The 24,048-nt window shown below is 41.6% G+C and carries 14 protein-coding genes and 1 pseudogene; 4 read left to right on the forward strand and 11 right to left on the reverse strand.

Features of this window, described 5'->3' with window-relative positions:
- Window positions 1–83: 83 nt before the first annotated feature.
- The 8 genes and pseudogenes from MSKOL_RS01115 to MSKOL_RS01150 form a co-directional block, all read right to left on the reverse strand.
- Complete coding sequence (locus MSKOL_RS01115; protein ID WP_048153296.1) at window positions 84–2,090, reverse strand: hydantoinase/oxoprolinase family protein; 2,007 nt, start codon at window positions 2,088–2,090, stop codon at window positions 84–86.
- Window positions 2,091–2,608: 518 nt separating this feature from the next.
- Window positions 2,609–3,628, reverse strand: a complete 1,020-nt coding sequence (locus tag MSKOL_RS01120) for a cation diffusion facilitator family transporter (protein ID WP_048158074.1) — start codon at window positions 3,626–3,628, stop codon at window positions 2,609–2,611.
- Window positions 3,629–4,132: 504 nt separating this feature from the next.
- A complete protein-coding gene (locus tag MSKOL_RS01125) occupies window positions 4,133–4,717 on the reverse strand; it encodes an acetate uptake transporter (protein ID WP_048116955.1) in 585 nt (194 codons plus the stop codon).
- Between the two features lie 52 nt (window positions 4,718–4,769).
- Window positions 4,770–6,146: pseudogene (gene mtaB, locus MSKOL_RS01130) on the reverse strand (methanol--corrinoid protein co-methyltransferase MtaB); the annotation flags it as partial.
- A gap of 23 nt (window positions 6,147–6,169) precedes the next feature.
- Entirely contained in the window at window positions 6,170–6,946 is a 777-nt protein-coding gene (gene mtaC / locus MSKOL_RS01135) for a methanol--corrinoid protein MtaC (RefSeq protein WP_048116961.1), read from the reverse strand.
- Between the two features lie 1,011 nt (window positions 6,947–7,957).
- Window positions 7,958–8,119 (reverse strand): hypothetical protein, encoded by a 162-nt coding sequence (locus MSKOL_RS20835; RefSeq protein WP_156150926.1) that lies wholly within the window; start codon window positions 8,117–8,119, stop codon window positions 7,958–7,960.
- Window positions 8,120–8,203: 84 nt separating this feature from the next.
- The gene (locus MSKOL_RS01140) at window positions 8,204–8,758 is read right to left on the reverse strand and encodes a TATA-box-binding protein (RefSeq protein WP_048116969.1); all 555 of its coding nucleotides are present in this window, start codon (window positions 8,756–8,758) and stop codon (window positions 8,204–8,206) included.
- Window positions 8,759–9,661: 903 nt separating this feature from the next.
- Window positions 9,662–10,333 carry a GTP-binding protein gene (locus MSKOL_RS01150; RefSeq protein ID WP_052725296.1) on the reverse strand — a complete coding sequence of 224 codons (672 nt, stop codon included), beginning with the start codon at window positions 10,331–10,333 and terminating at the stop codon, window positions 9,662–9,664.
- A gap of 1,031 nt (window positions 10,334–11,364) precedes the next feature.
- Between MSKOL_RS01150 and MSKOL_RS01160 the strand changes: the two genes are divergently transcribed.
- Window positions 11,365–12,162 (forward strand): winged helix-turn-helix domain-containing protein, encoded by a 798-nt coding sequence (locus tag MSKOL_RS01160; RefSeq protein ID WP_048153300.1) that lies wholly within the window; start codon window positions 11,365–11,367, stop codon window positions 12,160–12,162.
- A gap of 100 nt (window positions 12,163–12,262) precedes the next feature.
- On the opposite strand, the gene MSKOL_RS01165 is transcribed toward MSKOL_RS01160, so the two are convergent.
- From MSKOL_RS01165 to mtaA, 3 genes are all read right to left on the reverse strand, one after another.
- The gene (locus MSKOL_RS01165; protein WP_082091204.1) at window positions 12,263–13,486 is read right to left on the reverse strand and encodes a GTP-binding protein; all 1,224 of its coding nucleotides are present in this window, start codon (window positions 13,484–13,486) and stop codon (window positions 12,263–12,265) included.
- 94 nt (window positions 13,487–13,580) lie between these two features.
- Window positions 13,581–15,200, reverse strand: a complete 1,620-nt coding sequence (locus MSKOL_RS01170; protein ID WP_048153302.1) for a methylamine methyltransferase corrinoid protein reductive activase — start codon at window positions 15,198–15,200, stop codon at window positions 13,581–13,583.
- 295 nt (window positions 15,201–15,495) lie between these two features.
- Window positions 15,496–16,515, reverse strand: a complete 1,020-nt coding sequence (mtaA, locus tag MSKOL_RS01175) for a methylcobamide:CoM methyltransferase MtaA (protein ID WP_197078800.1) — start codon at window positions 16,513–16,515, stop codon at window positions 15,496–15,498.
- Window positions 16,516–17,200: 685 nt separating this feature from the next.
- Between mtaA and MSKOL_RS01180 the strand changes: the two genes are divergently transcribed.
- The 3 genes from MSKOL_RS01180 to MSKOL_RS01190 all read left to right on the forward strand — a co-directional run bounded on the left by MSKOL_RS01180 (window position 17,201) and on the right by MSKOL_RS01190 (window position 24,044).
- Window positions 17,201–20,050: a cation-transporting P-type ATPase gene (locus MSKOL_RS01180; RefSeq protein WP_048153303.1), complete on the forward strand. Its 2,850-nt coding sequence runs from the start codon at window positions 17,201–17,203 to the stop codon at window positions 20,048–20,050.
- 462 nt (window positions 20,051–20,512) lie between these two features.
- Window positions 20,513–23,704, forward strand: a complete 3,192-nt coding sequence (locus MSKOL_RS01185) for a response regulator (RefSeq protein WP_048153304.1) — start codon at window positions 20,513–20,515, stop codon at window positions 23,702–23,704.
- Window positions 23,676–24,044, forward strand: a complete 369-nt coding sequence (locus MSKOL_RS01190) for a response regulator (protein ID WP_048117011.1) — start codon at window positions 23,676–23,678, stop codon at window positions 24,042–24,044. The genes MSKOL_RS01185 and MSKOL_RS01190 overlap by 29 nt, the downstream gene beginning before the upstream one ends.
- The last annotated feature ends 4 nt before the right edge of the window (window positions 24,045–24,048 follow it).

Below are 24,048 nucleotides of genomic sequence, written 5' to 3' on the forward strand. Positions count from 1 at the left end.
TCCGGATTTATAAAATTATTCTCAAGATATATATCTCTGTTTATAATATCCGGCTGCTGATATCCTAATTTATCCTTATCCTCTCAAGCTGTAATCGTAGTTTTTGGGATTCCTATTCCTACGAAAACAAGTTTTGTTTCCAGGGGCACATCAGTCCAGCCGCTCGGAGCTAGATGCTTCCGGCTTACGTCTATTTTTATGTTCTCCTTTTGAAGTCCTGCACTCACCATGTAGTCCATAACAAGCTGTCTTCCAAGCTTTTCTGCGAATTCAACGGCTTCACTATAGCTTTCAAATTTCTTTCTTTCAGATGGGGAAAAGACAATGAACTCGTTTTTAGTCTGATACGGCAAGGTATCTTCTGCAGTACACTTCTCATGAGCTTCGTTATCTATATTCTTAGCCTCTCCTTCAAAAGACTTGATAACTTTTGTTTTTATAAGAATCTCTACCCTTTTAATTCCTTTCCCGACAAGAGCTCCGACAGCATTTCCAACCTCAGCGTGCTCTGGAACTATAAAGTCAGCATTAATCAGGTTTTTGAGATCCTCAACATATGCCTTTACAGGTCCTCCTAGAAGCACCACAGGAATTTCAACTCTGAAACGGGTAAAGTTTCTTCCGAGAAGAACCCTGTCGATCTCGTTTCTAGGCATTCCTTCTATAAGATAAGCAATAAGATCTTCGGCAATATTTCGCGCAACCCTGCGTTTTGCTTCCGCGCTGAAATTTTCTGGGCTCTGCTTAACTATCCTTCCAAGCATGGAAGCTCCGATTGTTGCAGCCTCTACATCCCATTCAGTATATTCTCCGAGCACATGAAGGGCATCGGTAGGCGTAAAACCTATTGCCTGGATTAACCTTTTCTGGACTAATGAGTCCAGAATGGACGGTGATGGACGTTTTTTCAGGGCTATGAGCAGGTCACCGAAGGAAACAGGCTCTTTTCCGATGTGCCTGTATATTTCCCTCTCTCCTGCCTTCAATTCGATAGGCTTGAAGCTGGTCCTGACATAAAATTTTGTTACCTGAATGCTCTCGCAGAGATACCCTTTTGCAACTCTGTTCGATTTCAGTTTTTCCCTGAAACCGGGATATATAACCGAAGCCCGGCAGAGTGGAATTACCCGACGCGGGCCGATATAAGTTCTGTCGCCTTTTACCCAGATATGGCTGTCTCCTCCTGTTGCAGAGGTTTCCATACGAATTGCTTTTACGCGGGTTTGCCAGCCTCCGACAACGGCACCCATATTGCTGAGTTGGGGAAGCCCGTTCTCCATCATGGCTACATCCGTGCTCGTGCCGCCAACGTCGATCATAGCACAGGTCTCGAGCTTGCTCAGATGAGATGCCCCAACAAGGCTTGCGGCAGGCCCTGAAAATATTGTCTCAATGGGCTTTTCCAGGGCTTCTTCTATTCCCACCACTGATCCGTCACATTTCAGCATCAGCAGGTTAGCATTTATACCCCGGATTTCGAACTCCTTAACTATTGACTGGATAAACTTGTGAGTAATAGGAATTAACTGGGCGTTAAGAAACGCAGTTATAGCCCTTTCATAGGCTCCAAGGTCCTGTGAAAGTTCGTGCCCGCAAACCACAGGATGCCCTGTAAGTCCCTTTACGGCTTTTTTGACAGCAAGCTCATGTTCCGGATTGCGGTTACTGAAATATGAAGAAACTGCAAAAGCCGAAACCTTATCTTTTACCTTGAGGGCAAATTCTTCTACTGAGTCAAGGTCAAGAGCCTTCAGTTCTTCTCCGTCACTGTTATGCCCACCAGAGACCGCTATCCAGTAGTCCGTAGGAAGTTTCTCAGGAATCACATAATCCCCTATCATGATTAGCCCTACCGGAAACCCAGTGCTTTCCAATATGGTATTCGTAGACAGGGTTGTAGATACAGATACCAGTTTAATGTCTTTAAGATACTCCGGGTTCAGCGCATCAATAGCGTTTTTCATTCCAGGTAGGGGATCGGGGTATGTAGTTAGCGCTTTACTGGATTCTATCACAGATCCGTCTGAATCTCTAATGATAACGGCATCAGTATAAGTGCCCCCCGCGTCGATTCCAAGACTGAAGTGCATTTTTAACCTCTTTTGAGAGTTAGATATAACTTCCAGGATTTTCAGACAATTTTTTAATCCAGACAATTTTAAATTCAGCCCACTTTAAATTCAGACCATTTTAAATTCAGCCCACTTTAAATTCAGATCACTTTAAATTCAGATCACTTTAAATTCAGACCACTTTAAATTCAGACCATTTTTAATTCAGACTACTTTTAATTCATACCATTTTTAAATTCGGGTAATTAAGCTTTCTTTAGCAAGCGATAAGATTCAGAGCTCTCTAAATTAGGTCTCAATTTATACCCATATACGTAAAACCTGGATATCTGTTAAATCTTGTAGTAGCTAGATAGATACCCGCTAGAATTAAAGCGATGGGTTTGCTGTTTTCCTAACTTTCGGTTTTCATATTGGTTTTTTCACACCATTATTGCCATATTATTTTATTTTTTCTATGTTTTATTTGGCATGAAAGTGCTCTTAAACACTTTCATTTTTTGGACATGTTTTTGAAGAATATCATGTATGTTTTGTTAAAATAAACTTGCCTTTTCCCCTTTCTTCTCATTAGATGATCTACTTTTGCTTTTGAAATTCTGGTTCTTTCCTGGTACGGGCTCGATCTTTATCAGTATGTATGTGTCTTCTGTAAAAGCTGCTTTCAGCCTCTCTTCTACGAGATTTGCTATCTCTGCAGCTTCCAGGACACTCAGGGAGTTATTCACATTAACAATGGCGTTGATTGCTATACCCTTTCCTATCCTGCGAGTTTTAAGTTCTCCTGAACCCGTGACGTTTTCGGTTTTGTTTATAATCTCTCTAATTCTGAGGTTATTTTCCTCCTCAAGGGAAGCTTCTATCAGCTCATTTGCAATCCTGTAGAGAAGTCTTCCTGAAGTTCCAAGGAGATAGAGGCTTAAAAGAAGAGCAGCGAAAGAATCAGCTATATCAAAGCTTTTTCCAGGCAGAAATGTGCATCCTATCCCTGAAATAACAATGCAGGATATTAATACGTCTTTTATTGGAATTATTAACAAGCGTTTTACTGGAATAATTGATAAGCCTTTTACAGGGATATGAGCTTTTGAAAAATCCTCTTTAGCCTGTAATTCAGGATTTTCTGTCAGAACTGCCATAATATTTCTTAATATAAAGGCTGAAATTGCTGCATAAAGTGCAATAATTTCAGGAGTTTCGGGCTCTTTGCCCTGCAAAAACATGAGCATTTCCCCAGAACTCAGGGAAATCATATGAAAACTTGCAAAAAGAAGAATAAAAGCTTCTGCTCCCATGCAGAGGGTTGTGATTTTTCCATGTCCGTAGTTATGGCTTTCATCTCCAGGTTTACTTCCAATAGAAAAATCCAGGAGTTTTATACATTCATTGGCGAATTCGGAGAAGGAGCGAACTGCATCGGCAAGAAGCAAAGTACTATTTCCCAAAATCCCGGCTAGCAGCTTGAAAAGTGTCAGTATCAAACTCAAAGCAAGCCCTGTATAAGATCTATTGCGGATTTTGTTGTGGGTTTTGTCAAGCTTTTTATCCGCTTGCATTCGAAGTTCACCGTTAATTAGTTTTTCCAATCTTCTTTCTAGCTCAAATGTTGCCTCGTTTTCGATCAAACATTTTTTGAAAAGGTTTTCAATCAAACGTTTTTTGAAAAGGTTTGTGCCACAACTGTTGCACCGTTTAATCACGCTGATAGGGTTCGGAGATAAGATACTCAACTTCAATTATTGCTGAGGTTTTTGCCCAAGCCTTTTTTTAAAAGGCTTACGGTAAAAACAAAAACGAAAACGATTTTTTAAATTGAATAAGCCCTCGAGTGCCTGTGTTTTTATAACGCGGTCACAATACAGAGTTTAGCCACTCATTCAATACTATTGGGAGGATTGGTAAACACAGGTTTAATACCTGTGCTTACCTGAAGAGTCGTTTTTAGCTGTTTTTCTGTTTTTTCCTGCAATTTTATACTTTTTTTATGCTTATTGAGGTTGGTGCAGGTCTTTTACCAGGTACTCGAGAGTTTTACTCAATGAATGCTGATTATTTTACTATTAGAGTGGGATTACGGTTTTTCCGTGGACCTCGTTCATTACCATGCCAAGAGCTGTATAAAGAGCTCCAAGACCCATAACAAGTCCTACATAGCCAGCTACTATAAGCAACCCTGTACTGCCGGTTGCGTTTACAACAGCAAGCAACATAAATAGCAAAAATAATGTAACAAAGACAAACTGAAGTGCACGGACTCCTATTCTCATAGTAGCGACCAGCATAACAAAGGTATATACACCCCAGATAAAGAGATACGCGGCCATAGCAGTTCCGGACGAAGCCTCAGCCCAGCCGATTGCAGGCATAACAAGCAATCCGGCCAGTGAGAACCAGAACAGGCCGAAAGCAGAGAATGCAGTCCCTGCAAAAATATCTCCTTTTTTCCAGGACATAATTCCTGCAAAAACCTGGGCAAATCCACCCAGAAATATTGCCATGGAGACAATCATCGATTCCACAGGATATATCCCTATGTAGCTTAGACTTAACAGAACTGCGGCAAGGCCAAGGCCGGTAAAGCCCAGAGGGGCAGCATTTGCAGTCTTGTCAACTATTACAGTAGCAGTTCCTACGTTTTCGCTCATAGTTTCACCTGAAGCCATAATTTTAAAAAAGTTAAAAAAAGAAGTTTAGGGCTTAGAGCCCGTAGTTTTCTGGTTTGAAAACTGCAACTTCTTGCTTGAACTTGGTCAGGTTGTCGCTCATGAACTTGTCAGCATCGTCAGTGAGGGCTTCGAGGTCGGCCTTAACCTTTGCAAGAGCATTGGTTTCGAATCTTGTAAGTCTGAGCTTGCCGGAGTTGACACCTTCTTCGACGATGTTGCAACATTCGATTGCTGCGTTCTTTGCACGGAGGTAGTTGTTCTCTCCGTCCTTTGCGATTGCCTGTCCTACCTTGTAAGCGTTGTCGTAGGCAATCACATAGCCCTGTGGGTCTCTGTATTTGTCAGAGAGCACGAGGATGTCCCTGAGGTCCTTTGCTTTGCCAGTCTTAAGGGCAACGTTCATCATGGAACAGTCGTATGCAAGGGTCTCGGACCAGCACTGAACAGTTGTACCGCCGAATTCACCGTGGTACTCAACGGACTCGTTGGACCAGAGGTCACAGCACTGCATGACAATGTTACCCATCAGGTCAGAGTGGGCACAGGTTGAGGTCTTACCTTCCTGAGCTATCGGGACACCTGCAATGGATTTTACAATGCTGTTTTCATAACCACAGTCCTTTCCAGGGCCTACTGCACCGGCTTCATATGCACAGAGGGATCTTGCTGCAGAGATTGCCCTTGCAACAATTGCAGTTGTGTGGGCAAGGTTCTTGTCAAGCAGACCGCCTGCAATGAACATTGCAGTGTTTGCCTGGGCACAGTCTGTGTCACCTGAGGCTACAGTTCCTGTCTTCTTTGCAACGTCTGCAATGTCGGACCAGACCATTTCCATGTCCATGCTGCCAAGTACACCAATTCCGAAGAGGATACCTGCAGTGTCGTTTCTCAGAATAGAATAGTCGAAGACTTCCTTACCACCCATTGACTCAACTGCGAGCAGGTCTGCACCATTGTTGGCAGCTTCTTCAAAGGCTTCCATAAAGGTGCTGTACTTGTCTCCTCTGAGCTGGAGGTAGTCACGGTCTTCACGAATGTCACCAATTGTGTGGCGAAGTGCACACTTTATACCGTATTCGTCATGGTATTCTTCCATGATGGTCTTCTGGGCATGTGCAACAGCTCCTCCCCAGGAGGGATTGTTGGACATCTGCTGAACGTGTTCAGTTTCAAGTACAACAGAGGGAGCTCCTATCTGGACCATCCTTGCCATAATGTCAGTGGTGATCCTTTCATACTCTTTTATGAGTTTTTCTTTGGATGCGCCGGCTCCAGGCCTTGGGGCATAGTTTACTTCGGGAGTCGTGTAACCGGCACCAATTTCAAGGCCAAGCCCTGCTTTTACAGGGAATTTTGATTGCCCGAAAATCAGTTCATCTGCGTTAGCGTGAGCCATTGAAGTGTATTTTTTTTACCATTTTTGCTCCCTCCTCAGTGTTTGTGGAATTCCTCTCTTAATGCTGTGATATCTGTAGTACCTGCAACGATTGCGTCAGCAATCTTGGGGGCATCAGCAGCTTCTTCACCATAAACTCCAAGTTCATACTGAGACACGAAGTCCTGGTTCACAGCACCGCCACCACATGCGAATGGGATCTTTATTCCCTTTTCAAGGAGTTTGTCATTAACTTCCTTGAATGCATACATGGTGGTTGTCATAAGAGCAGTACCTGTGAGCATTATTGGCTTCTCTTTTTCGACTGCAGCGATTACTTCGTCTACAGGAACATCTCTTCCAAGGTCAATTACCTCGTAGCCATTTGCTCTCAGAAGGGCAGCAACAATGTTCTTTCCGATGTCATGGACGTCTCCTTCTGCAACATGGCAGACAACCTTGCCCTTTGGCTCGGGAACTTCGGTGGTCTGGCTCTTACAGAAGTCGATACCTGCCAGCATGGCATCAGCGGACATCATAACGTTCGGGAGGAAAATGATACCATCGTCGTAGAGCTGGGTTACAACTCCCATTCCTACCATCAGGGCATCATCGATAAGGGCGATTGGCTTCTTGCCTGCATCGATAGCAGCCTGGAGTGCGTCAACTACGTCATCCTCTTCTCCCTCATAGATTGCTTTTGCAACAGGATAGATGAGTTCGTCTTTTGGATAAAGCTCTTCTGCAGCTTCATCAGGGGTCATTTCCTTTTCGAGGGCGACGTTGTAGCGTACTAATATGCCGTCGATATCTTCCAGTTTCAAATCCAACATATTTTAACCTCCATTTAGCAAAAGAGTCTCGGATTGCTCAGATCGTTGACTCTGCAAGTCACATCTCCCTGAAATGTTTAAGCGTTTTTTACCAAACGCTTCTTGAATATAATGGCAGGGAATTCGAAAACCTCCAGATCGAATTCCTTCCATTGAGAGGGATTGGATAACTTTGAGTGGTGTACTGTTCATTCAGAAGCTGGATTTCAGTCCTTTCTCTTGTTTTTCAAGCTTTCTGAAAATAACTTTTGAGTTACTTCCCGTTTTTTATCCCGTTTTTAAGCTTTTTTCAGAAAGCTTTTAAGCTGCCAGGTTCAGATATCTTTTATTTTCTATTTCCTGGCCCTTATGGATTTTTTTCCAGTTAATTCTGATAAGTGTACTCCCTAGTATTCCGGGATGCACTTGCAGATCACAGTTAGATTTTATTGCATATACCTTCACCTATGTTAATTTTTGAATCGCTATAATTTTATAATTCTCATCTCAATTTTCTCTGCAAATGATTTTGTAAAAAAGAAGTATTTTTTTGCTCTCTTTGATCTAAACAACGAGATCAAAATTTATTGGTCGATTATTTTCAATTCCAAAGCGATTTTATTGCAGAGGGTGAAGATACGGAAGTTTTTATTTTGAGCGAGGAGGTTATCAAGTAGATTTGTTTTTATTGTAGATTTGAAACAGGCAAAATGTGGTGATCAAAGTATATTTTTGAAAGTACACAAGTGAAATGAATCTCCTGTTTAGTTCTCCTCAGTAATTACCTGATCTCTTACTTTCGATGGGAACTTGCGCAAGAGTTTCCATAACTCCGATCTTTTAATTCTCTGGAGTTTATTCAGATTTGTTTTTTGCCGTTTTTCAACTCTTTTTTAAACAGAGGCAAACTATTTTCCGGGAAGGTTATTCTATCTCTATCTTTAATTTTTTAATAAGCAGGCGTCTTTATGACTGTTTTAAATTCTGCTGTTTGTCCGGGGTCAGTTTTCTCCAGATGGCTGAAAGAGTACCTTACCTCTCTATCCAAGAGGTTATCTTCCAGACAGGGGCGATGACCCTTTTATAATATATAAACTTTTTGTGTGTCAGGTCAAGGCTGTCCTGAACCGGAAATATTTTTCCTTCTTCATTACCTTCATCCATGCCGCAACGTCCTGAATCGGAAACTTTCACGCCGGAAACATTCTTCCTCCTGGGATTCCTTTCTCTCTGCCAGGTTGAATTATGGATTATTCCTGCTCTAAGTTCTAAGAAGATTCAATAAATAAGCCCTAAGTTATCAAACTCTGTCTTTATGACCTGCAGGCCCTTCTCGCAATCCTCCGGAGATTTGCCGCCTGTGATCACCAGTTTGCCAGAGCTGAATATGAGCACTACTACCTTGGGAGACTCAAGCCTGTAAACAAGCCCGGGAAATACCTCTGGCTCGTATTCTACGTTCTCCATACCAAAGGCTATGACAATTGTATTCAGGTTCAGGTTCGTTTCCAAATCAGCAGTTGCTACAATGTTTTGAATATAAACCTCAGGTTCTGAATTTATTTTCTCGCAGCCAATGGACTTGAGTATTTTAGCCAGATTGATTATGGCCATTTTAGCGTTCTCGACGGTCTTAGCTCCGGTACATACCACTTTTCCGGAGGTGAAAATCAGAAAAGCAGCCTTTGGGTTCTCAGTTCTGTAGACCAGGCCAGGGAACTTAGCTTTGTTATATTCTGCTCCCTCCAGTCCGGCCTCTATCTTCAGCAGGTCGAAATCTTCCGCCAGAGTGGTGGATGCCACCACATTCTCTATAGTTATTGCGTATTCCATACAACATATATCTTAAATGTTCTATAGAAGCCATTGTCGGTTTAAGTCACAAATGGTTAAAAACTGGGGTCTGTACGGGAGAATCAGTTAATGCAAATATTATGAAAATAGCAAAATTGGTTATCTACCAGATACACGGTTGATTTTTTCATAATCAAGTTTTCAGTGTAAGAATTATTCATTTTCATGTGTTAAAAAGGGTCTGCTGTAACAATCGAGTTGCAGAGCTAAAGGCTTAGAAACAGCATAAAAAATATTCCAAAAAAGATGACGGCTTTTGTGGACTATTAAGGAAAAATTTTAAATTTTGGAGGAAAGCTGTCTTTCTTTCAGGCATCTGCTTATTGCCATCCACAGCTTTAATAAGTTCGTTTTTGGGCATGGCGTTACCGCAGAAAATACCGCTACTCTCGATTGAGATTTTCTTCATTTTTTAAGGACTTCCATTTTAGGGATTGTGCGCAGAGGTTACACTTCCCTTTACAAGATTTTCCTGATGCCTGAAAGAAAGCTTAATGTGGTTTATGTGGTTGGGTAGTTTATGTGGTTGTGTCGTTTATGTGATTGAGTGGCTTATGTGGTTGGGTGGTTTATTTGATAGGGTGGTTTGTGTTATTGAATGGTTTATTTGATAGGGTTGTTTATGTGGTTGTGTCGTTTGTGTGATAGGGTGGTTTGTGTTATTGAATGGTTTATGTGGTTGGGTGGTTTATTTGATAGGGTGGTTTGTGTTATTGAGTGGTTTATGTGATAGGGTTGTTTATGTGGTTGGGTCGTTTATGTGGTTTGGTGATCTATGTAGTCAGGGTTTAGCTCTTCTGCCTTATTTTTTATGCCTTCCAGAATCTACTCGGAAACAGAAATCCCTGTTTTGATGGAGATCTCCTGTGAAGCGATTTCAAATTAGGACGAATAGGCCGAAACTCCCGACATTTGAATCGAGTTTTCTCTGCCCAGGGCTATTTTGTTCCCACTGGTTTCTTCCAGCAGTCCGAGCAATTTGTCTAAATTTTCTCCTCCCTGTAGGGCCGAAAAATGAATCATTCTTGCTTTGGGGTTTAATTTGCGCAGGAACAGGCAGATTTCCAGGAGTTCTTCACGGTTGTTTATAAGTTCAACTTTATTGATGCCCAGGATATCGGCCTCGCCTATCTGATTTTTCATGAAATTATGCAGCTCTCCTGTCTCCTTACTCAGGCGGGCAGCGTCCACAAGATTCACTATCGGGGCAAAAGTTATTCCCGGGATTCCCATATTTTCAATATTTCTTTTTATTTGTCCAGGGGGAGTTATTCCTGCGGGTTCTATTATAATAGTGTCCGGATTGTAAGATTCAATGATATTTCTCAAGGTGTATTCCATGCTGGTTTTCAGGGGACAGTAGACACAGTCACTTGTAATTTCCCTGGTTTCAACTTCCCCTTCCGAGATCGTATCTCCATCGATCCCTATTTCTCCGATCTCGTTAACGATAACTGCCACTTTCTGTCCCTGTTTTCCCAAATGTTCAACAAGTTTTCTTATCAGTGTGGTTTTCCCGCTTCCCGAGAATCCTCCGATTAACATACATTTCATGCCTTTACACCTTCCATAAGTTAAGCAAGAGTCCGAATAACTCTCTGGGTAGTGATAATGTCTCTATAGGGTGGCGAAAGTGGGGAGACATTGCCACAAGTGTTTAAGAACGTTTTTTCGGGGTTATCTCCAGAGAGTGTTATTCTTTTTGACTCTATAATTAAAGATTCTCTCAATTGTATATAGCTTAACCGACACTGTTTTTTATTGAGGTCCAATATTTTCTCCTTTTAAAAATAAGCTTTTCCTCAAATTTCATACTTGCCTGAATTTTCCAACACATTGTATTTTCGATATTCCAGGGGGATAACAAAATTCCGCAGGCTAGAAAAAAAGAAGTCATCAAATATTGAAGGGTATTGAAAATTTGAAGGCTTGACTTGCATATTTAATATATACAATCCAGAGTCTTGAGTATCTAGATTCCTGAGTATCCAGATTCCTGAGTATCCAGATTCCTGAGTATCCAGAATCCTGAGTATCCAGAATCCTGAATATCCAGAGTTTTGAAGAACTTGACCCTGCTTACAGTTCAATGGCATTTATAATATTCTATGATCAAGGTTTTTCGTTGTTTTGTGTAGATATCCTCATAATGTCTTTATAAAAACCAATGCGGTCTCGAATTGAAAGGTATTTTCTCCACAGGGAATGACAAAGAGCCCAAATCAATAAAAGAGCTCTCTTTTCAATATACTTTAAATATGATCTCCACAATATACATTATATATTATCAGAAATTAAATATAATCCTCACAATATTTATTTAGTTCTGGTTGAAAATTATTCCACGTTTTTAAGACGAGAGAGTTCTATCAATTGATACACGGATATATGTCTCTGAGCAGGACCCGAATAAGCAAGAATAAAATCTTAATTGCTTTTAATATTGATTAACGTGATATGTATCGTTGATATGAAACGCTTTTTATTTCATCATCTCTTGACTAAAGGCTGAAACTATGCTGCCTCCATGATCGTGGTGGTTTTTAGGGCAAATTCTGGCGAATTTGTTCCGGTTTAGACAATATATGAGTAATTGGAAGCTGATAAACATGAGTTCACTTATAGACCTGATTTTTTTCTCTGAAAAAAGAAAAAATCTTCTTGTTCAGTTAGCTAATGGGCCGATGGATATTAACGAGATAAAAGAAGTTCTTAATGTAAACTCCTGTGCTCTAATGCCTCAAATTAAAAAACTGAAAGATATGGATATGATAGTGCAGAAGGGAAGTATCTACCAACTTTCGGATATAGGAACAGTAATTGTTGAGAGAATGCTCCCTCTTAAGGCTGTTCTTGACGTTTTTGACGGAAACAAGGACTACTGGTCAAAGCATGACAGGTCTCCTATTCCCGAACACCTGATTAAGAAAATTGATATGCTGAAAAAATGTAACCTGGACGAGCCTGATCTTGACCACCTTTTCGAGTTTCCAGGGTATTTGCGTGACAAGCTAAATGATTCAAAAACTATAAAATCCTTTTACTCTTATTTCTGTCCTGATTGCCCGTCGATCCATGCTGCCTGTGCGGAAAATGGGGCCGAAGTACACCTTATGCTCGATGAAAAAGTGTATAACAGATTCAAAAATGACTTTACAGAAGAATTTAATGTATTGCTTGAAAATAAAGTATCGCTTTATATATACTCCGGCAAAATAAGGCCCTCTTCCTTCATGGTTACTGATAATTTCTTTATGCTGAAACTCTTCGGAAAAGAAGGAGAATTCGATCACCGGAAGATCACGAGTTTTACTCCAGGTGCCCTGGAGTGGGGTAATGAACTGGCCCAGTATTATATAGACCGTTCCACGAAGATCAATTAAAAAATTAAGGCTAATTCAAAGATCAGTTAAAACTGGAGATCAATTAAAACCGGAGATCAATTAAACCGGAGATCAATTAAAAAATGTGAGGAAAAATTCTTTACTCACGAATTTCTTCTTCCTTATCACCATGCTTATGTTTTTCATGGTTTTCATGTTCATGATGTTCATGTTCATGGTTTTCATGTTCATGGTTTTCATGTTCATGGTGCTCATGTTCATGGTTTTCATGTTCGTGGTTATGTTCATGCTCGATTTTGTTTACTTTTATTTGTTTTCTCTCAAAGACCTCATGTACCGAATTTTTTACAGCAGCTTTAACAGCTTCCTTGTCAACGTTTGAGACCGCGGAAAGTATCTTGAGGGTAGGGGTGGCTCCTTCCTTTGATTTGATCACATCTTCCTGGGGCTCTTCATAATATACTGTAACGCTCTGTTTCACGGTTTCTGACCCATTGTCCAGGAAAAGCTTAATGTGCCCTATAAATTCGGGATTTAGTTGCAGCACCTTCGCTTTTATCGTGTTCATCAGTTCGGTTGTTAATTCCCTGGCAGCCTCAGTACTTAGACTTCCGTTTTCAACTGCAAATTCTGCAGAATAACTGCCTACTTTTGAGGCTTCAATTGAACTTTCGGTCTCCTCCGGTGCGGAAGGTTCAGCTTTAGAAGGTTTTTCTTCTTCTGTTATCTCAGCTCCAGGCGCTTCTCTGGATAGTTCTTCAAGATCCGGAAGCACTAACCGCATAAAATTCTCAAAGCTCTCGCCCGTGTCTTTTCCCGAAAGCAGGACTATTTTGGATTTCGGGTTCAGTTGCTGGACCGAGGCTTCAAGTATTGGAATCCGAATAGGTTCTATCAGGTCTATCTTATTTATCCCGAGAATTTCCGCATCAATAATCTGCCTCATGGCAAATTCTTTTACTTCTTTCATCAGGTGCTTGAAACGGCTGCCGTCAATCAGGGTCACAAGAGGAGCGATTTTTACCTGCTCGCCAAGGTTCATGAGTTCGATTTCTTTCTTTATTATATTCGGGAAAGCTATACCTGTGGGTTCGATCATGAGGATGTCAGGCTTGTATTCATTTGCAAGATAAGTAACTGTTACCCTTAACCCTACTTTCAGAGAACAGCAGATGCACCCACTCGTGATTTCCTTCGTATCGAACCCGAACTTTTTTATCACATCCCCGTCAATTCCGACTTCCCCTATCTCGTTCACTATAATGGCAACTTTTTTTCCTTTCTCTGCAAGGTATTTGCCCATATTGATAATAGTGGTGGTTTTCCCGCTTCCCAGAAATCCCCCCACTACAATGACCTGCACGTTTTTTCCTCCCTTCGTACCTTCTTGCCTATTGCTCATCGCCTATTGATTATTTTTCCTTTATTTGTTTTTAATCTCAATAAGCTTACCCGTTTTACTTTCCTGTGACTGTTAGATTTTCCCATTTAAATCTATCATCAGGGCAGGCGTGCAGACAGCGCTGGCAATTTGCGCCATCACAGAGGTCAGTCCTTATTTTTACGGTTCCGTTTTCTTCCATTCTCAGGGCTCCGTTAGGGCAGACCTTTACGCACTTATGGCAGCCTTCACATCCCTCGATTACCATAGTAAGGTAAGTCCCGACTTTTTCCAGTACTTCAAGCCCTTCTTCTCCAAGTTCAGGAATATCCCTTTCAACCTGGCGGTCAATTTTGAGAATAGAAGAAGGTTCACCAATGATGGGCAGTTTTTTCTTTTTCAGGAATTTCTGAAGCATCTTAAAGGCCATGCCCTCGTTCCAGTAAGCAAGCTCCAGCATATAAGCTTCCTTAAAAGCATCGGAGGTTGCAAACATTACATGGGTGCCCACTATTTCCTTTGCAATTGTCTGCAGTTCCCAGAGCCTGTCTTCAGAAAGCAGGATTTCCCTGGCAACGGTTAGGGAGGTATTTCCTATCTGGGAAACATAATTCGCATTGTAAGGGATCATTCCCACCTTATGGGCTTTTGCAGCGTCCATATAAGTACCCGCAGCGCCTGACATGTGAGCGGTCTGAAGTTCTTCCATGTCTATGCCTGCAGATGCACAGAGTGTAATATGTCCTGCCCTGATTGCACCTATTGCTCTTCCTGCTTCAATAAGGTCCTTATTCGTGAATTTTATTCCGTCTTGAAGGTGGAGAACGCCATCTGGAGTTTGAATCTTTGGCAGCACAATTAATTTGTTTCTCATGCCTGCTTCTATAAGGGCAATAACTCCGGTACCAGTGATGCCTTTTGCAGTAAGTTCTCCCTTTTCTATGATTTCTCCTGTTTTTGGATTTACAAGGTCACCCCTGGTGGCTGTCATATCCCTGTCAAGTACGTAACACCGCAGATTTTCTCCTTCAAATTCCACATCAGAAATTGTATGAGGGGAAGCAATAGATCCGTATTCTATCTCCTGTCCCTCAAGAGCTGGGCCTGCAGCGGCTGAACCGGTATATATAACACCGTTTGCTTTAAGAGCCATTTCGGCATTTGTGCCGTAGTCCGTCGCAATAGCGATCTCATTACTCTCAATCATGCCAGCCTTTACAATAAGAGCAAGAGCATCGGCTCCAACTTCGTGTTTAATTGCCGGGGGCACAAATAGTTTGCAATTTGCAGCTTCTTCAAATCCCTCTATTTCAGCCAGGGGTATTATGCGAGCATCCCTGTTTTGCTCTTCTATGTGGTATTTTTGCTTTTTACGCTCTCCTGCGTATGCCAGGTCTTCGATTGGAATACCCTGAAAGATGGAAAGCTGAATTGGATTTCCGCAAATCGAAAATTTTTCCATTTCTGCCAGGTCCACTCCAAGTTCAGCAAGAATATTTTTTACCGCGGTTGCCGAGAGCCCGTGGGCCTTGTCAAGCCCGTAATGGATTGCAAAATCAAGATGGTCCATTACGTTTGCTCCGGGCAGGGGATTTCTCAGTGTTATAACGGTTTTCTTAATTTCACCGGTCTCCAGGTCAATTTTCTGGGCCCTAAAACCGCTGGTTCCGAGGTCAATTGCAACTCCTATTCTCATATCTTAACCTCCTCCAAAAAAAGTTTAAGATTTATTAGCCAGTACGTTTTAGACATATTCTGAGTTTAATATATTTAGATATGTATTATGTTGAATTAGATCTAAAGCTATTTAACTGAATTGTTTATTCTAAACGACTCTCTTCAGTTCACAACCTGTCAGAGTCTGGCTCTAGAGTTTTCACTCCACCTGCTAAAACTAAAAAAATATGAAGTAGGACATAATTCCAGGTATTTTAAAATTCTTAGAGCTATGGAATGTGTCCTTAAAAAAATAAATAAATTTTTGTGCCTTTTCAGGCGTAGTACTCGTCTCTTGCTGCAACCATTGCTTTGATGTTTTCGAGAGGGGTCATGGGTGCAATCCCACAGCCAGGTGCGAGTACATCGATGCCGCCTTCCAGAGCTGCTTTTGCTTCAGCTTTTATCTTGTCAATAGGCCCGGGCAGCAGGGTAAAAGGACTGGAAACGTTTCCTACTAATCTTGCTCTGTCTCCAATGGCTTTCTTTCCTTCCGCTGCATTACCGATCTTTTCTTCTACGCTGAGGCCTTCAAAACCGCAGTCTGCCATGTCACTGAGGATCGCGTTAACCTTACCACAGATGTGGAGTACGGTCACTGAGTTAACGCTGGCGGAGAACTTCTGTAACCTTGCCTGGAGGAACTGTCTGAAACTGTCAGGGCTCATGAGGTCAGGGGAAGCAACAGGGTCTGCAATGGCGATAACATCTGCACCGGCTTCAACCATTGCATTTGCGTAAGCGATTGCAGCTTCTGTGGCGATATCAAGGGCCTGTTCAAAGAGGTCAGTCTTTTTAATGGACCATTTCATGAAGGATTTTACACTTACCAGGTCAGAAGCGACTGTAATAGGGCCTTCCATACCTCCAATAATTGGAACATCAGGACCTACTTTCTCCCTGACAATCTTAATGGCTTCGAGTACGGCTGGGATTCTACCCTTCTGCAGAAGGTCTGCGGGGACGGCTGCGCCATCGAGGCTTTTGGGGTAGGGGTGTTCTATGACAGAAGGCTGTCTGTTCTTGGTACCCATATTGATTTGACAGCCCATTGCTTCAACAAGCACGGTAAGACAGTAGGGAAGCCTTACAGCTTCAAGTCCGCTAAGTTCATAGTTGGCGATTGCTAGCTTTGCCATAAGCTCGGGATTGGTGTGAGCTTCAGGCCAGGCAGCTCCAACTTCATCCATAAGTTCTACAATCCCGGTCTGGGTTACGGAGCAGACAGGTACTTTGTCAACGGGCTTGCCTTCAAGGGCAGCTAAGAGTCTCGTTTTAAGTGTAAATTCGCTCATAGTCATACCTTTTTAAGTTATCTCAATTTATTTTTATTAGGATTTTATTGCCTATTTGACAATATTATTGTTTAGACCTTTTATATCCAAAAGGTTTCACGCCCCGGAATAAAAAATCCAGAGTTTTGAAACACAGTTAAAATCTCAGGTTTTGCCTGGGAACTCAAAAATAAATTCGAATCTCCCTTTCCACCTCACCCGAGTGGAGATGAAAACAAGGGTACTAAAAATAATTCTCAGGCTCCTTTGATTACATTAGAGTACGGGCATTTTTTTAGTTGACAACTTATAAAAGCTATTTGTCAAGAATATTTTTTTACCATATTTCTAATAAATAGGGTCATAAATTTCGACCTCGTTGTTCAGCTTTCTACGGTATCTGAGTTCTCCATTTTACGGTATCTGGGTTCTCTATTTTACGGTATCTAGGTTCTCTATTTTACGGTATCTAGGTTCTCTATTTTACGGTATCTAGGTTCTCTATTTTACGGTATCTGGGTTCTCTATTTTTCACTTTACTTTGTTAATGGATCAAGCCTGATCTGATAACGAATCAGATGTAATTTTTCCCTGCCTTATTTTCTCTTTTACTTTGCTGCCTCTCTTACTTTGGATTTCGAGATGTTTTCGGAATCTATGTTAAGCTTCTTATTCTTGTATCACATTAAATCACAATGGGGATTCGATGGGGAAGAATCTGACTGGCGATAACAGCAAGATTTGTTCGCCCCAGGGGAACGAGCACAGTATTCCACTTTCGGTTTTTCTTCAAAAACTAGGGGTTGACGAAAACGGACTCCGCGATCAGGAGGCTGCCAGTCGGCTCAAAGAATGCGGAGCGAATATTCTTGAGGAAACAGGAAAAGAGAGCATAATTAAAAAGTATCTCAGGCAGTTTCGGAATTTATTCTCGATCCTGTTAACTGTGGGATTTATTCTGTCTTTCATTGGAGAATACCTTGATCCAGGGAAGGGAAACCTGTATATAGGAATTGCTCTTGCAGGCGTTGTAGTCATCAATGGGACCTTTACATTCATACAGGAGTACCAGGCTGAAAAAACAATGGAAAGCTTTCGTCAGCTTCTTCCGCCTCATGCCAGGACCCTGAGGGAAGGAAAGGTAAAGGATATTCTGGCATCGGAGCTTGTGGTAGGAGACGTCATCCTTCTTGAGGAAGGAGATAAGGTTCCTGCCGATGGGCGTTTGATTGAAATTAATACTCTGAAAGTGGATAACTCGGCTATTACTGGCGAATCCGAGCCTCAGCTTCGGTCCCTTGAATGCACTCATCCAAATATGCTGGAGTGCAGAAACATGGTTTTCTCAGGGACTCTGATACAGAGCGGGAATGGAAAAGCTGTTATCTTTGCCACTGGACAAAATACTCAGATCGGAAGCCTTGCAACACTCACACAACAGACTTCGGGCGTGGATACCCCCATTCGAAGAGAAATAAATTACTTCATAAAAGTCATATCCACAATTGCGATTTCCCTTGGAATAGTCTTCTTTATACTTGCTTTTCTTCTTCAGGATGTTTTTCTTGCAAGCCTTATCTTTGCGATTGGAATTATTGTCGCCAATGTGCCCGAAGGACTTTTGCCTACAGTCACTCTTGCCCTTAGCCTTGCGTCCAAGCGAATGGCTTCGCGGAATGCCCTTATAAAACAGCTTGAGTCCGTAGAAACTCTGGGCTCGACAACGGTTATCTGTACGGATAAGACCGGTACCCTGACTCAGAATAAGATGGCAGTAAACTCTATTATGATCGGTTTTGAATGTCTCGTTCTCGAAAACCCTGCCAGCACTAAAAAAACAATCACAGAACAGGACATCAGCGAAAGTACAAACAAAGTTGATGTGGAAAAATTTGCGGATTTAGGGGCAGAAGAATTCTGTGCCCTAAAAAAACCTGTATGGGACCCTGAAAAATTGCCCTCTGTTTTCATAAGAGTTTCAGGGCTATGTAATAATGCAAAACTTCGCGAGTCTGCCCCGGGATATACCGGTGACCCAACCGAAGGCGCACTTCTCGTTTTTGCAAATGGCCTGGAGGATATCGGAAAGCTTAAACATGATTATCCGAGGCTGGAAGAATTTCCTTTTGATTCGCTGACCAAAAGAATGGAAGTTATCTGCCGCACTCCGGAAGGAAAACTTGAAGTCTATCTCAAGGGCGCCCCGGAAGTAGTTGTGAAAATGTGCAGTTCATCCCTGGATTCAGGAGGGACCCGGAAGCTGGATGAAACTGAACAACAGGAGCTTCTTAACCGGCACCTGAACCTTGCAAAAAAAGGAGAAAGAATTATAGCCCTTGCGTACAGGCCGATAGAAGAACTAACGGAATATACAGGGGACTTCATCTTCCTGGGATTTGTAGGAATTGTAGATCCTCCACGTCCTGAAGCCAGAGAAGCTATAGCAAAGTGCCATACAGCCGGGATCAAGGTTGTCATGATCACAGGTGATCACCCTGTCACTGCAGAATCAATAGCAAAAGACGTGGGACTTGCAAACTCCGGAAACCTGGAGATTATTACCGGAAATGAACTGGCAACGCTATCACGCGCAGACCTTGCTTCAAGATTAAAAAATCCGAGCATTGTCTTTGCCCGCACTTCTCCTGTACAAAAACTGAAAATTGTAAAGCTCTTTCAGGCCGAAGGGGAGATAGTGACCATGACAGGAGACGGGGTAAATGATGCTCCTGCAATCAAGAATGCGGATATGGGCGTTGCTATGGGCAGCGGTACGGATGTGGCGCGCGAAGCTGCGGATATGGTACTCCTTGATGACAATTTCGCTACGATTGTGAATGCTGTAGAAGAAGGCAGGACGGTTTTTGATAATATTAAAAAATTCATCGTATACATCCTTGCCAGCAATATTCCTGAGATCCTGCCTTTCATAGCCTTCGTCCTCTTTGCCCTGCCCCTTCCCATGCCTGTACAGCTTATCCTGGCAATCGACCTGGGCACGGATATGCTGCCTGCGATTGCCCTGGGAAAAGAAAAAGGGGAAGGAGATATTATGAAAAGACCTCCCAGAGCGAAAGAAGAAAAGCTTTTGACTCCTCCTCTGCTTTTTACAGCTTACGCAATAAAGGGTCCTGTAGAAGCTATTGCAGGCTTTTTCTGTTATTTTGCCGTACTTTTTGAGGGGGGCTGGAGTTTTGGAGAGCAGCTTGCAAATAACAATCCCCTTTATATGCAGTCAATAACCGCTTTCTTTTCAGCAGTGATTATATGCCAGATTGCTAATGTTTTTGCTTCCCGAACACGTTATCAATCAGTCTTCTCAATGGGTTTATTCAGCAACCGTACTGTCCTGGTAGGAATTGCAAGTGAACTCTTGATTCTGGCATTTATTATCTGGAATCCGTCGGCAAATCTTATTTTCAATACTTCTCCTCTTGACCTCAGATATTTGCTAATTGCTGTTCCTTTTGCGATATTATTGCTCGGAATCGATGAATTAAGAAAATATTTGTTGAGAAAGAATGTAATCTGGGTGACCAGATACCTTAAGTGGTAAATCAAAGTTACAAAAAGCGGGATTTGCAATGAAAATTGCAATGCTGGTCAAGGTAGCAAACATAAGTGAGTCCCGGTTTTTTCTTCATTTTTCAGATTACTTAATATATCATTCTTAATATATATTATCGAGTATATAATGTATGAGCTCCGTAATCAGTATCATTTTGCTAGTATTAAAGCGCCAAAATTAGTATTATTTTGTTAATGATTACTGTTTAAGCCTTTTTTTCCGTAAAAAACTCTAATATCTGCTTATAATTGATATCGTGAATTTTGTTGACCTTTAATTTTTGATTTTAGAAAGATATTTTGTTATGAATGAATGTAGAAAACTTTTATATAGATTCCAATTTAATTTCATCTGTCAATTATTTTATTACATTATAAAGTTCTCTGCAGACCCACCCCGTATCTCACCTCCGGTTTAGTTAACCCGAAGCCCCCTCACCGAGCTTAAAATATGAACGTTAGTAGAAAGATCCTTGCTATTATCTATATCATCTTTGCTCTTCTCATTTCAGTTGTTATTTTTGCGTCTCAGAGCATTCTCGGTTCCACTTTTTCCGACTTGCAGGAAAAAGAGGCAGCTGACAACGTAGAAAATATAAAGAATATGATTAATCTTCAGGTCCTACAGCTTGAAAAGATTAATTCTGCTCTCTCTTCAAGAGATGATGTCAGGAATTTAATACTTAATCAGGACCCTCAAAATCTCAGCGGTGGGACTTCACTCGGTGACATCTTTTCCGTCAGTGGATGTGATTTTATTTTTCTGGTAAATAATTCAGGGTATATTGTATATTCTGAAATTTCGGGTCCTGAACTCTCTACTCTTAATGCTTCTACTCTTAATGCTTCTACTCTTGATGCTTCTACTCTTGATGCTTCTTCTCTTAATGCTTCTTCTCTTAGTGCTTCTACTCTTAGTGCTTCTACTCTTAATGCTTCTACTCTTGATGCTTCCGCTCTTCTCAAAGTCCGTCAAAGAATTAATGATGGCAGTTTACTCTGTACGGGGGCTGAAACTTCTTTAAAAGGTATACTACTGTTTGAAAATGGTCTTGCAGTAATCTCCGGCCAGCCTGTGCTCACTTCGCCAGAAAATAAAGAAATCTCAGGGACAATCATTCTTGGAAAATATCTTGATTCGAGCTTTATCGAATCCGTTCAGGAAAGTACAGGAAGTAAATTTACAATTTCCAGTTTCAACAATGCGTCTTCGGATCTTATGCAGGCTTTTTTTGCAAACCCTGGTCCGAACTTCACATACGCGGTAACTGGAGAAAACGTTACCTGTTATTCTGTGCTTGAGGATTTTTCTGGAAGCCCAGCTATTGTAATCCAGGCTGGCGCAGACAGCAGTATCTATGCCAGGGGTCAGAAGGCTCTCAGATACATAGTGTTTTTCCTTCTGTTCGCAGGCCTCATGATTGGGGCAAGTTGCAAGATTCTTCTTGATAGGGAGGTGGTATCCCGAATAGTTGCAATTGATAATTTCGTGGAGAAAGTAAGACTGAATGAAAATTTCTCCGAGCGATTTTCTACGTATGGGAATGATGAGCTTTCAAGGCTGTCCGAGGGAATAAACCAGACCCTTGACCGCCTGAGAACGACTTCTGATGAATTTAAAGCCCAGGAACACGAAAAAAAGCTAATTCTTGATTCTCTCAGTGAACTGGTAGTCTTTATGGACTCCGACTTGAAGATAATCTGGCTAAATAAAGCAGCTCTTGATCACATGGGCATGAAAATGGGTGACGTTATCGGGCGTCGTTATCAAGATATGTATATTTTATATAAAGAAAACCCGAGTAAGTCACCGGTACTGAAAGTACTGGAGTCCGGGAACGAAGAATTCGGGGAAGTAGTTACGCAGGATGGAAAAGTCTGGACAGTCACTGCGATTCCCATAAAAAACGAAGATGGCAGGATTACCGGAGTCCTGAAAACAGGGCTTGATATTACTGCACACAGGCGTTCGGAAGAAAAACTAATTCAAGCAAAACTGGAAGCTGAAGAAGCAAACAATTTCAAGAGCGAATTTCTTGCAAATGTAAGCCATGAGTTGCGGACACCTTTGAATTCCATTATAGGTTTTTCAGATATTCTTATTGACAAAGTTTTTGGAGAACTTAACGAAAAGCAGTTCCGATACGTAAACAATATCTCAACCAGTGGGAAACATTTGCTGGTACTTATAAATGATATCCTCGATCTCTCAAAAGTAGAAGCCGGGAAAATGGAACTTCACTACAGTGAATTTTCGATTGATTGCGTTTTTGAAGAAGTTAAAGCCGTTCTCTCCCCTCTTATACAGGTAAAATCTCTTGAAGCAACTTTTAATGTAGAATCCGACTGTACAACGCTTGAAGCCGACAGAGGCCGCATAATTCAGATTCTTTACAACCTCGTAAGTAATGCAATAAAATTTACCCCGAATGGTGGGAAAGTCTCAGTATATTGCAAAGAAAGTGGAAACCGGGCGCTTATTTCAGTCATAGATACCGGTATAGGCATTTCTGCTGAAGACCAGGTAAAGCTTTTCAAGCCCTTTACCCAGCTCGATGCATCAACAACAAGGCAGTATTGCGGCACAGGACTTGGGCTTGCTCTTGTGAAGAAAATCGTGAACTTGCACCAGGGAGATATCTGGGTTGAGAGCGATCCTGGGAAAGGTAGTAACTTTACCTTTTCACTTCCTCTCAGGAAACCGCTGGAGCTCAGAAAAGCTGGGATTGAAGATGTAATCATAGAATTCGAAATGAATAAAGCAGAAGCCCTTTCAGTAAAAGAAAACGTTGAGGATTTGCAGGAAGAAGTAGAGCTGCCCGAAATCTGTTTCTCTGAAAAGGGAGATGGTAAGCAGGAACTTATTCTGGTAGTTGATGATGACAAAAGTTCCAGTGAACTTCTCTCCATTATCCTTAAGGACGCAGGATATAGTGTGGCTCTCCTTTATAATGGAAAAAGAGTTTTAAAGGTTGCAAAGATCCTGAAACCCGATATTATCACCCTGGATGTTTTCCTGCCAGATACTAATGGCTGGCTTGTCCTGAGGCAGCTAAAGAATGACCCCTGTACGGCTTCTATACCTGTACTTATTATCTCCATGACCAATAATAATGAGCTTGGAATTACCCTTGGAGCAACCTACTCTTTTGCAAAGCCGGTAAAAAGAGTTGAACTGGTAAATTCTCTCCAGGAAATTACCGGAAAGTTCCGGTTTGAATATCCTAAAGTTCTTATAGTAGATGACGATGAAAATACTGTAGAACTGTTGAGTTCGATGATTGAGCCTGAGGGCTTTGAGGCTATAAAAGCTTACAGCGGGAGAGAAGGTCTTCAGAAGCTTTTCTCAGAGCAGCGTCCCGATATTCTGATTCTTGACCTCATGATGCCGGAGATTAGCGGATTTGATGTTATATCCAGCATGAGGGCCGATGTACGCACGAAAGATATACCTCTTATTGTATGCACTTCTGGCGAGCTTACTGAGAAGAATCTCGAAGAACTGAACAGTGAGCTAAAAGGACATCTTATTTCTATTCTGAAGAAAGGCACTTTTGGAAGAAAAGAGTTAATTAATATCATAAAACAATTAGCTATGCTGAAGAGGCGTAATGATGAAAAAAATCCTGATTGTCGAAGATAATCCCATGAACATGGAACTGATCCTGGACCTTCTGGAATTCTACGGACATAACATAACTAAAGCCGAGGATGGAGTAAAGGCCCTTGAACGCCTTGCTGAAACAAAATTCGATATTATCCTGCTGGATATGCAACTTCCGAAGATGGACGGACTTGAGGTTCTCGACCGAATTAAGAAAAATCCTGCGACTGCAGACATCCCTGTGATAGCTGTTACTGCCCATGCTATGAAAGGCAGTGAAGAACATTTCATAGAAATGGGCTGCGTGGACTATGTCTCCAAACCTATAGATATTCACAAATTCAGGGCTCTGATAGATAAGTATCTGGGAGAGAACTAATCTT

The sequence above is a fragment of the Methanosarcina sp. Kolksee genome (genome assembly GCF_000969945.1).
Classification (GTDB): Archaea; Halobacteriota; Methanosarcinia; order Methanosarcinales; family Methanosarcinaceae; genus Methanosarcina; species Methanosarcina vacuolata.

Excerpts from the sequence above, each read along its gene's own strand:
- mtaA (WP_197078800.1), bottom strand. The coding sequence starts at position 16,515 with ATGAGCGAATTTACACTTAAAACGAGACTCTTAGCTGCCCTTGAAGGC.
- MSKOL_RS01140 (WP_048116969.1), bottom strand. The coding sequence starts at position 8,758 with ATGGAATACGCAATAACTATAGAGAATGTGGTGGCATCCACCACTCTG.
- MSKOL_RS01190 (WP_048117011.1), top strand. The coding sequence starts at position 23,676 with ATGAAAAAAATCCTGATTGTCGAAGATAATCCCATGAACATGGAACTG.
- MSKOL_RS01120 (WP_048158074.1), bottom strand. The coding sequence starts at position 3,628 with ATGCAAGCGGATAAAAAGCTTGACAAAACCCACAACAAAATCCGCAAT.
- mtaC (WP_048116961.1), bottom strand. The coding sequence starts at position 6,946 with ATGTTGGATTTGAAACTGGAAGATATCGACGGCATATTAGTACGCTAC.
- MSKOL_RS01180 (WP_048153303.1), top strand. The coding sequence starts at position 17,201 with ATGGGGAAGAATCTGACTGGCGATAACAGCAAGATTTGTTCGCCCCAG.
- MSKOL_RS01170 (WP_048153302.1), bottom strand. The coding sequence starts at position 15,200 with ATGAGAATAGGAGTTGCAATTGACCTCGGAACCAGCGGTTTTAGGGCC.
- MSKOL_RS01150 (WP_052725296.1), bottom strand. The coding sequence starts at position 10,333 with ATGAAATGTATGTTAATCGGAGGATTCTCGGGAAGCGGGAAAACCACA.
- MSKOL_RS01160 (WP_048153300.1), top strand. The coding sequence starts at position 11,365 with ATGAGTAATTGGAAGCTGATAAACATGAGTTCACTTATAGACCTGATT.
- MSKOL_RS01115 (WP_048153296.1), bottom strand. The coding sequence starts at position 2,090 with ATGCACTTCAGTCTTGGAATCGACGCGGGGGGCACTTATACTGATGCC.
- MSKOL_RS01125 (WP_048116955.1), bottom strand. The coding sequence starts at position 4,717 with ATGAGCGAAAACGTAGGAACTGCTACTGTAATAGTTGACAAGACTGCA.
- MSKOL_RS01185 (WP_048153304.1), top strand. The coding sequence starts at position 20,513 with ATGAACGTTAGTAGAAAGATCCTTGCTATTATCTATATCATCTTTGCT.